Origin of the sequence: Frankia tisae (genome assembly GCF_025403405.1) — a bacterium.
Classification (GTDB): Bacteria; Actinomycetota; Actinomycetes; order Frankiales; family Frankiaceae; genus Frankia; species Frankia tisai.
Window position 1 is genome coordinate 1 of sequence record NZ_JANEZT010000284.1, and the last position, 9021, is coordinate 9021.

Sequence of the window (9021 nt, forward strand, 5' to 3'; positions counted from 1 at the left end):
GGCATACGAGCTGAGCGCTAGTCTCGTGGGCTCGGAGATGTGTATAAAGAGACAGTTGGAGGTCGACCGGGCCACGTTCGGCCGGCTCGCACCGATGGTGCCCGCCGGACTCGGCCACCGTGAGCACTCCGGCGGTACACCCCGGGCACGGCGACCAACTCCCGGTGATGGCCCCGCTGCACGATGCGCCCGGCGTCCACGACGACGACATCCTGCGCCGCCTCCGCCGTCGACAGCCGGTGCGCGATCGTCACCGAGGTGCGGTCCCGGGTCAGTTCGGCCAGGGCCGCCGCCAGGCGCACCTCGGTCTCGGGGTCCACTGCGGAGGTCGCCTCGTCCAGGACCAGCAGATCCGGATCGGCCAGCCGGGCGCGGGCCAGGGCGACGAGCTGCCGCTCCCCGGCCGACAGTCGCGACCCGCTCTCCCCCACCCGGGTCGCCAGCCCCGCCGGCAGCCCGGCGAGCCAGTCGGCGAGGCCGAGCGCCGCAAAGGCGGCGCGAACAGCCGTGTCGTCGGCACCGGGGCGGCCATAACGGACGTTGTCGGCGATCGTGAGGTCAAACAGGAAGCCGTCCTGCGGCACGAGCAGCACCCGGCCACGCAGCGAGGCGAACCGCACCTCGGACAGCGGCACCCCGCCGATGCGCACGGTGCCCGTGGTCGGATCCATCAACCGGGTGAGCAGCTTGGCCAGGGTCGTCTTGCCGGATCCGGTCTCGCCGACCACCGCCACCCGCGTGCGCGGGGCGATCTCCAGGTCGACGTCGAGCAGCACCGGCGGCCCGTCGGGGTAGGCGAACCCGACCCCGTCGAACCGGACCCCCAGCGGTCCGGCCGGCAGGTCGCGGCCCGCAGCGCCGCCGGTGCGGGGCGCCGGCAGCCGCCCCACCGTCCGGCCGAGCGCAGGGTCGCGGACGTCGGTCGGGAGATCCAGAACGTCGAGCACCCGGCGCAGGCCGGCCAACGCGTTGGCCGCGTCGTTGAGCACCTCGGTCATCGACTGGATCGGCATGACGAACAGGGTCATCAGGAACAGGAACGCGATCAGCCGCCCGGTGCTGAGCGAGCCGGCGACGCCGAGCGCGACCCCCGCACTCACGACCGCGGCGGTCGCGAGTGCGGCGACCAGTTCGCTGAGCGAGAAGACCCCGGCGACGACCCGCTGGGCCTCGATCTGGGCCGAGCGGTAGCGGTCGATGGTCCGGTCGATGCGCCGCCCGGTCCGCTCCGCAACGCCGTAGGCCCGCACGACCGGGGCGCCGACGACCGCCTCGGACACGGCGCCCAGCAGCTCGCCGACCCGTTCGCGGACGATCGCGTACCGGCCGGCGAGCCGGCGCTGCACCAGCCGAGTCACGACGAACAGAGGGACGAAGAACGCATACACGAGGAGGGTCAGCGGCCACGAGTAGACGACCATCAACACGGTGGCCAGCAGCATCTGGCCGGACGAGACCAGCAGCATCACCCCGCCGAACTGGAGGAACTGCGACATCTGATCGACGTCGCTGGTCACCCGGGAGGTCAGCGAGCCGCGACGCTGGGCGGACTGGCTGAGCATCGACAGGTCGTGGATGTGGCGGAAGGCATGCACCCGCAGGGTGGCGAGGGTGCCCTCGGACAGGCGGTAGAGCCGCAGGTTCATCCGGTACGTGGCGAAGGTGGTCAGCACGATGACGGCTGAGGCCGCGCCGACGGCCACAGCGACCAGGCCGACGTCGACTCCGTCGTCGGTGAGCCCGCGGTCGAGGGTCTGCTGCACGACGACCGGGATAACGACCTTTCCCGCGGTCGCCACCAGGGCGAGCGCGAGGGTGCCTAGCAGGCCCCGGGTCAGCTCGGGGGACAGCGCGCGCAGCCGGCGGAACGTCGCCGTCAACGTCGGCTGGGAGGCCCGCGACGCCGCCGGGGGGGCGGCGGGCGTCACGACGCAGCCTCCGGTTCGAGCTCCCGGACGGCGGGCGCGGGAATGGCGCCAGCCGCGCGGGCGGCCGCCTCGTAGGCGGTGAGCAGGGCGGCATAGCGCGGGGAGGAGGTGAGTAGCTCCTCGTGCCGACCGCGGCCGATGACCCGGCCGGCGTCGAGGTGGATCACCTCGTCGGCCAGCGCGATCGTGGAGCGGCGCTGGGCGACGACCACGACCGTCGAGGCGCCGGCGCGTTCGCGCAGGTCGGCGAGGATCGCGGCCTCCACCCGGGGGTCGACGCTGGCGGTGGCGTCGTCGAGGACGAGCAGCCGCGGGGCGCGGATGAGCGCGCGGGCCAGGCCGATGCGTTGGCGCTGGCCGCCGGACAGGGAGGTCCCCCGCTCGCCGACCATGGTGTCGAGGCCGTCGGGCAGGGCCGCGACGAAGCCGTCGGCCTGTGCGCGGCGCAGCGCGGCCCAGACGTCATCGTCGGTGTTGTCCGCCCCGAGGGTGACGTTGGCGCGCACCGTGTCGTCGAAGAGGAACGCCTGCTGGGCCACGACGGCGACGGCTCGGCTCACCTCGCCGGCGGCGAGTTCGCGCAGGTCGACGCCGTCGAGCAGCACCGCGCCGGCCTGTGGGTCGACGAGCCGGGCCAGCAGGTTCACCAGCGACGACTTGCCGGCACCGGTGCGGCCGGTGATCGCGACGACGCTGCCCGCGGTCACCTCGAAGCTCACCGCGTCCACCACCGGCCGCGCAGGCGGATCGCCGGGGCTCGCGGGCTCCGAAGGGTCACCGGTCGGGCCGGCAGCCGGATCGGCAGCGGCGTCACCGGTGGGGCCGGCAGCCGGATCGGCAGTGGGGTCGGCGGTGGGGTAGGTGTAGGTGGCGGCGTCGAGGCGTAGCGACGCGGGGCCGGCGGCGGTCAGCGTGCGCGGGCCGTACGTCTCGTGGCCACGGGCCCGCAGCACCGCGTCGACCCGGTCGTAGCCGACGACCTCCCGCGGCAGGTCACCGAACACCCAGCCGAACGCCCGCAGCGGAAAGGCGAGCAGGGTGAACAGGTAGGCGACCCGGACGAGCTGCCCGACGTCCATCGCCCCGGCGTCGATGCGGATCGCGCCGACCAGCAGCACCAGCAGGATCCCCAGGTTCGGCAGGGCCTCCATCACGGGGTCGAACAGGCCCCGCAGCCGGCCCGCGTGGATCATCGCGTCGCGCAGCTGCTCGGCGCGGACGGCGAAGCGGGCGGTCTCGTCCTCCTCCCGGCCGAGGGTCTTGACGACGAGGGCGCCGTCGAAGGATTCGTGCGCCACCGCGCTGACCTCCCCACGCAGCTGCTGCGCCCGGGAGTACAGCGGCCACACCCGCCGGCCGTACCAGACGTTGAGCACGCCGAACGTCGGGAAGATCACGAAACCGATCAGTGCCAGCACCGGGTCGGTGACCACGAGCAGCACCAGCGCCACGACGAGCATGACGAGGGCGCCCAGCGCGAACGGCAGCGGCATGACCGGGGCCCAGGCGGCCTCGACGTCGGAGTTGGCGTTGGACAGCAGCGTGCCGGTGGAGTGCCGCTGATGCCAGGACAGCGGCAGCCGCAGGTACTGGCGGGTCACCGCGTGCCGGTGCCGCGCCTGCAGCCGGAACACGACCGTGCCGCCGGCGAGGCGGCGCAGGAGCATACCGAGCGCCCGGGCGAGGCCGACGGCGCTGAGCGCCGCCGCGGCCAGGGCGACCGCCGACCAGTCGGCGTGCCCCTGCCGGATCGCCGGGATCACCACCCGGTCCGTGGCCTCGCCGAGCACGAGAGAATTGGCCACCCCCGTCAGGGTGAACAGGCAGCCACCGACCGTTGCCACCGCGAACAGGCGGGGCTCGTCCCGGATGCCCCGCCAGAGGTTCGCGAAGCCCTGGCCGATGACCCCGGGTTGTCGCCCCGGCTCCGCCACACGCTCCGACATCGTCACCCTCCGTCAACAGGTCGCGGCAGCGGCGCCGACGGAGTGGTGGCGGTCAGCGCACGGGAACGCCCGTGTCCCGCAGCGCCGCCTTCACCTCGCCGATGCGCAGCTGTCCGAAATGGAACACGCTGGCCGCGAGCACCGCGTCCGCGCCCGCGCCGACCGCCGGCGCGAAATGAGCGAGGTCACCGGCCCCGCCGCTGGCGATCACCGGCACATCGACCTCGGCGCGCACGGCGGAGATCAGCTCCAGATCGTATCCGTCCCGGGTGCCGTCGGCGTCCATGGAGTTGAGCAGGATCTCGCCGGCGCCGAGCTCGACCACCCGCGAAGTCCAGCCGACGGCGTCGATTCCGGTCCCCCGACGACCACCGTGCGTAGTCACCTCGAAGCGGGGGCCGCCTGGATCCGGGCACCGCCGGGCGTCCACCGAGATCACGATGCACTGGTTGCCGAACCGGTGGGCGCACTCGCGGACCAGCTCGGGGCGGGCCACCGCGGCCGTGTTGATCCCCACCTTGTCGGCTCCGGCGCGCAGCAGCCGGTTGACGTCGTCGGCGGAGCGGACCCCGCCCCCGACGGTGAGCGGGATGAAGACCTGCTCGGCGGTGCGCCGGACGATGTCGTAGGTGGTCTCCCGGTCGCCGCTCGACGCGGTGATGTCGAGGAACGTCAGCTCGTCGGCGCCCTCGGCGTCGTAGAGCCGGGCCATCTCGACCGGATCCCCGGCGTCGCGCAGATCGGTGAAGTTCACCCCCTTCACCACCCGACCGCCGTCGACGTCGAGGCAGGGAATCACCCGAACCGCGACGCTCACCCCGCCACCTCCGGCGTTCGCGGCGTCACGGGGCCGCGACCGTCGAGGTGACGGCGAGGGCCTCGGGGAGGGTGAAGGCGCCCGCGTAGAGGGCCTTGCCGACGATCGCGCCCTCGACGCCGGGCACCGCGGCGATCGCCACGAGGTCGGCGAGCGCGGACACGCCCCCGCTGGCCACGACGGGGCGGTCGGTCGCCGCGGTCACCGAGCGCAGCAGCTCGACGTTCGGGCCGGTGAGCGTGCCGTCGCGGCGGACGTCCGTCACCACGTAGCGGGCGCAGCCGTCGGCGTCGAGGCGGGCGAGCACCTCGAACAGCTCGCCACCGTCCTGGGTCCAGCCGCGGGCGGACAGCGTCGTGCCGCGCACGTCGAGCCCGACGGCGATCCGGTCGCCCACCCGGTCGATCGCCCGGCGAACCCAGTCGGGATCCTCCAGCGCGGCCGTGCCGATGTTGACCCGCACCGCGCCGGTGGCCAGCGCCGCGTCGAGGGAGTCGTCGTCGCGGATGCCGCCGGAGAGCTCCACGGCCACGTCGACCGAGCGGACGACCTCGGCGATCAGCTCGCGGTTCGAGCCGCGGCCGAACGCGGCGTCGAGGTCGACCAGATGGATCCACTCGGCGCCGTCGCGCTGCCAGGTCAGCGCTGCCTCCAGCGGGTCGCCATAGGAGGTCTCGGAACCGGCCTCACCTTGGACAAGGCGGACGGCCCGCCCGTCGGCCACATCGACGGCAGGCAGCAGAGTAAGCGTCACACCGGCCACCCTACGGCCACTCCGCGACCGCCCGAGACCACAGCCGCCGGCACTGCCGGTGACAACCCGTCTCGACGACGCCGCTCCCGACCGGGATGCTCGGCAGTGGCAGGTCATTGGACTATGGCTGGGCAGTCATCATGGCGGCCACTGCGTCTAGTCCAAGAACCCACGGAAATCCTTCTGGTCTGGACTGGCCCGGGCCATGGGGTTCGTATCCTGCGTCACCGAGCAGGACGTGCACTCCAGCGTCGTTCAGTACATCGACGCTCCGCGGGAACGCTGGGTGTGCGGCCTGGGACTTGTTCAGGTATGGCAGAGCTGCAATGGGTAGCCGTTTTCCGATCGCTTCGGTGATGAGGCCGAGAGCGAGAGTGTCGCTGATCCCGGCCGCCCATTTGTTGATCGTGTTGCTGCTGGCTGGGGCGACGAGGATCGCGTCGGGCGCGGGCAGGACGTCGGCCTCTCCGGGCAGCTTGTAGGCAGAACGGGGCGGATGACCGGTGGTCTTCTCCAGCTCGGGGAGGCCTGTTTCGAGCCAGCGCGCCGCAGTCGGGGTGAGGATTAGGCAGGTATCCCAGCCACGTTGCTGGGCCTGGCTGATCAGGGTGCGGATATGTAGGGCGGGCGGCGCGGCGCACACGACCGCGTAGAGGACCCGGGCGGGCGTGGGGGAAGTCGTCACGCGGGTACTCCAGCGCGTCGCGCGAGTTCGCGCAAGCCGCTCCCGGACGGCTTGTGCCGGGCATCGACGAAAGCCGCGATGAGCTGGCGGGCGGCGGGGAGGGTGTGGACTTCCTGCGGGCTGATCCGTTCGGCGTCCAGGAGCATCCGTAGGGCCTGGTCGCTGCGTCCAGCGACCAGGGCCGAGCCTGCGGTGTCGACCAGGTGGTGGGTGCGCCGTTCTCTGGGTAACGCGGCGAACGCCGCTTGGTGGATGCGGGCCGCCGCGTTCAGCGCGGTGAGGTGTTCGCCGAGCTGGGCAAGCACGGATGCCTCGTAGAGCAGGACGTTGGTCGTGTTGAACCCGGTCGGCCGCGTGCCAGGCCGCCTCACCGTCGCCGAGCTTCATCAGTGTGATCGACATCAGGTGGTAGGTCTCTGCCGGGACGTGGGTGACAGCCGGCTCACCAGGGCGCTGATCTGCTGCTGCACGCGCATCCGCGAGCAGGTCCGGTAGGAGCCGCTGGAGGGCCTGGTAGTTGGACGCTTGGTAAGCGTGGGTCACCCGTCGGCCCGGATCCTCAGTGTTCCGCTGGCGGCCGTCCGTGACCGGGCGAAGGAGCGCGGCTCGCAGCTCGCCGGATGACGTGAATGAGGCTCTCGGGCCGTCTGCGCGGTCGGGGCGGCCGAGCAGGACGCTCGCGCAGATGGAGTCCGACGCCGAGAGTTCGGCACGTCGGACCCGGGCGGGCGGCCCCGGGAAACGGACCGGTGGCGACACCGGCAACGCGCACAGGCCGACCTTGCCCGGTCCGCGACCTGGACAGTCCGGCGCGCCGGCCGTGCAAATCGATAGATCGAATCTATATGCCCGAGTCACATGGTTCGTGACGCAGCATGGTGGACCGGGCGGGGCCCGAACCCTACCGGTGACCGACGCACCGGTTTCGACCGGAGCAGCGGCGGGAATCCCGCCGGTCCGCGCGGCGTGCCATGCGCGCCACGCCGGACGAGACGGGAGGCTGGCGCATGACCAGTACCGATCACGAACTCGCCGATGCCGTCAGCACCGTGCGCTACGAGGTACATCGGCTGTCCGTCGCGACGGACCTGAGCTACGACGAGACGGTCCGCCGCTATGAGCAGGCGGTTCCCGCCCTCGACGAGGCACGCTTCGCCGCCCTCGCCGCGGGCGAGCCGACCTGGGACGACGTCCGGGTCGCGACGGCGCCGAACGCGCCGCACGGCTTCCTCCGCTACTGGCGCGGCGAGTTCACCTGGATGTTTCGGGCGGCCGGCGACGAGGGGCGGTGCGTCGAATATCTGATGGGCAACCATGTCATCGCCGAGCGGATGTTCCGCCATGACCCGGGGGTGCTGCTGCACGCCCCGCTGCGGACCACGATCCACACCGACCGGGCGGGCACGACCTGGTTCAGCGTCGACCAGCCGAGCACGCATTTCCGCAGCTACGGCAGCCGGGCGATCACGATCGTGGGCATCGAGCTGGACCTGAAGCTGGCCGCCCTGCTGGAGCACCTGGGCCTGCCCGTGCCCGCGGCGCTCACCGCCGGCCGGGTCCCCGCCCACGCCGGCTGACTCACCCCGCCACCGACCCGGCACCAGCGGCGACGATGGCGATGGCGCCGCCGTCAGGAGAGGGTGGCGAGCCAGTTGGTCAGCAGGTGCGCGCCGGCGTCGCCGGACTTCTCGGGGTGGAACTGGGTCGCGGCCAGGGCGCCGCGCTCGACGGCGGCGGCGAACGGCTCGCCGTGCTCGCCGATCGTGTCGTCGGCGTCGGGGTCGGCCTTCGCCGCGTAGGAGTGGACGAAGTAGAAGCGGGTGTCCGCCGGCAGCCCGGCGAACAGCACCGACTCCGCGGGCGGACGAACCGTGTTCCAGCCCATGTGCGGCAGGATGGGTGCGGCGAGGCGGCGCACCTCGCCGGGCAGCACGCCGAGCCCGGCCGTACGCACCCCGTGCTCGTCACCGAGCTCGTAGAGCACCTGCATGCCCACGCAGATCCCGAGCACCGGCCGCCCCGCGGCCACCCGCTCCCGCACGATGGGCGCGGCGCCCACCCCGTCGAGACCGGCCATGCAGGCCGCGTACGCACCGACGCCGGGCACGACGAGCCCGTCGGCCGCCAGGGCCGCATCGAGATCGTCGCTGACCGTAACGTCGGCGCCGACCCGGGCGAGGGCCCGCTCCGCCGAGCGCAGGTTCCCCGAGCCGTAGTCGAGAACGACGACCCGTGGTTGCCGATCCGTCACAGGACACCCTTGGTGGAGGGGACGCCGGCCACCCGGGCGTCGAGGGCCACCGCGTCGCGCATGGCCCGGGCGACCGCCTTGAACTGCGCCTCGACGACGTGGTGGGCGTTGCGGCCGGACAGTACCCGCACGTGCAGCGCGATCCGGGCCGACGCGGTGATCGACTCGAAGATGTGCCGGGTCAGCGTGGTGTCGTACGTCCCGATCAGCCCGACGAGGTCCGGCTCGACGTGCACGCAGTACGGCCGGCCGGACAGGTCGACCGCGGCCTGCGCGAGGGCCTCGTCGAGGGGGACCAGCGCGTCGCCGAAGCGGCGGATGCCGACCTTGTCGCCCAGCGCCTCACGCAGCGCCGAACCGAAGGCGATAGAGGTGTCCTCGACCGTGTGGTGGGAGTCGATATGCAGGTCACCACGGGTGCGCACGGTGAGGTCGAACCCGCCGTGCTTGCCGAGCTGGGACATCATGTGGTCGAAGAACGGGACGCCGGTGTCGGAGGTCGCCACGCCCGTGCCGTCGAGGTCGAGTTCGACCAGCACGTCGGACTCCAGCGTCTTGCGTTCGATCCGCGCGGTGCGTGCCATCGGAGACTTTCCTCGGTCTTTCTTGGTTGCGGGTGGGGACCGGCGGGGTGTGGCGG

At 72.5% G+C, this 9021-nt stretch carries 9 protein-coding genes; 1 reads left to right on the forward strand and 8 read right to left on the reverse strand.

Going from position 1 to position 9021, the window contains the following annotated elements; translation table 11 throughout:
* Positions 1 to 17: 17 nt before the first annotated feature.
* The 6 genes from NBZ85_RS22675 to NBZ85_RS32815 all read right to left on the reverse strand — a co-directional run bounded on the left by NBZ85_RS22675 (position 18) and on the right by NBZ85_RS32815 (position 6501).
* Positions 18 to 1928 carry an ABC transporter ATP-binding protein gene (locus tag NBZ85_RS22675; RefSeq protein WP_261562554.1) on the reverse strand — a complete coding sequence of 637 codons (1911 nt, stop codon included), beginning with the start codon at positions 1926 to 1928 and terminating at the stop codon, positions 18 to 20.
* Entirely contained in the window at positions 1925 to 3874 is a 1950-nt protein-coding gene (locus NBZ85_RS22680; protein ID WP_261558941.1) for an ABC transporter ATP-binding protein, read from the reverse strand. Before NBZ85_RS22680 ends, NBZ85_RS22675 begins: the two co-directional genes overlap by 4 nt.
* 52 nt (positions 3875 to 3926) lie before the next feature.
* Positions 3927 to 4691: an imidazole glycerol phosphate synthase subunit HisF gene (gene hisF, locus NBZ85_RS22685; RefSeq protein WP_261558940.1), complete on the reverse strand. Its 765-nt coding sequence runs from the start codon at positions 4689 to 4691 to the stop codon at positions 3927 to 3929.
* 25 nt (positions 4692 to 4716) lie between these two features.
* Positions 4717 to 5445 carry a bifunctional 1-(5-phosphoribosyl)-5-((5-phosphoribosylamino)methylideneamino)imidazole-4-carboxamide isomerase/phosphoribosylanthranilate isomerase PriA gene (gene priA / locus NBZ85_RS22690; protein ID WP_261558939.1) on the reverse strand — a complete coding sequence of 243 codons (729 nt, stop codon included), beginning with the start codon at positions 5443 to 5445 and terminating at the stop codon, positions 4717 to 4719.
* A gap of 121 nt (positions 5446 to 5566) precedes the next feature.
* Positions 5567 to 6130 carry a flavoprotein gene (locus tag NBZ85_RS32810; RefSeq protein WP_261558938.1) on the reverse strand — a complete coding sequence of 188 codons (564 nt, stop codon included), beginning with the start codon at positions 6128 to 6130 and terminating at the stop codon, positions 5567 to 5569.
* On the reverse strand, positions 6127 to 6501 hold the full coding sequence (locus tag NBZ85_RS32815; protein ID WP_261558937.1) for a hypothetical protein: 375 nt from the start codon (positions 6499 to 6501) through the stop codon (positions 6127 to 6129). The genes NBZ85_RS32810 and NBZ85_RS32815 overlap by 4 nt, the downstream gene beginning before the upstream one ends.
* A gap of 636 nt (positions 6502 to 7137) precedes the next feature.
* Here NBZ85_RS32815 and NBZ85_RS22705 point away from each other — a divergent pair.
* Positions 7138 to 7707, forward strand: a complete 570-nt coding sequence (locus tag NBZ85_RS22705) for a DUF302 domain-containing protein (RefSeq protein ID WP_261558936.1) — start codon at positions 7138 to 7140, stop codon at positions 7705 to 7707.
* Positions 7708 to 7760: 53 nt separating this feature from the next.
* Here the strand turns inward: NBZ85_RS22705 and hisH are convergent, their stop codons facing one another.
* Both hisH and hisB read right to left on the reverse strand, forming a co-directional pair.
* Positions 7761 to 8381, reverse strand: coding sequence for an imidazole glycerol phosphate synthase subunit HisH (hisH, locus tag NBZ85_RS22710; RefSeq protein WP_261558935.1), 621 nt, complete (start codon positions 8379 to 8381; stop codon positions 7761 to 7763).
* Positions 8378 to 8965: an imidazoleglycerol-phosphate dehydratase HisB gene (hisB, locus tag NBZ85_RS22715; protein ID WP_261558934.1), complete on the reverse strand. Its 588-nt coding sequence runs from the start codon at positions 8963 to 8965 to the stop codon at positions 8378 to 8380. Before hisB ends, hisH begins: the two co-directional genes overlap by 4 nt.
* Between the last annotated feature and the right edge of the window lie 56 nt (positions 8966 to 9021).

What these genes read in the sequence shown, in the direction of transcription:
- NBZ85_RS22680 (WP_261558941.1), bottom strand. Translation starts at nt 3,874, where the DNA reads ATGTCGGAGCGTGTGGCGGAGCCGGGGCGACAACCCGGGGTCATCGGC.
- NBZ85_RS22705 (WP_261558936.1), top strand. Translation starts at nt 7,138, where the DNA reads ATGACCAGTACCGATCACGAACTCGCCGATGCCGTCAGCACCGTGCGC.
- hisB (WP_261558934.1), bottom strand. Translation starts at nt 8,965, where the DNA reads ATGGCACGCACCGCGCGGATCGAACGCAAGACGCTGGAGTCCGACGTG.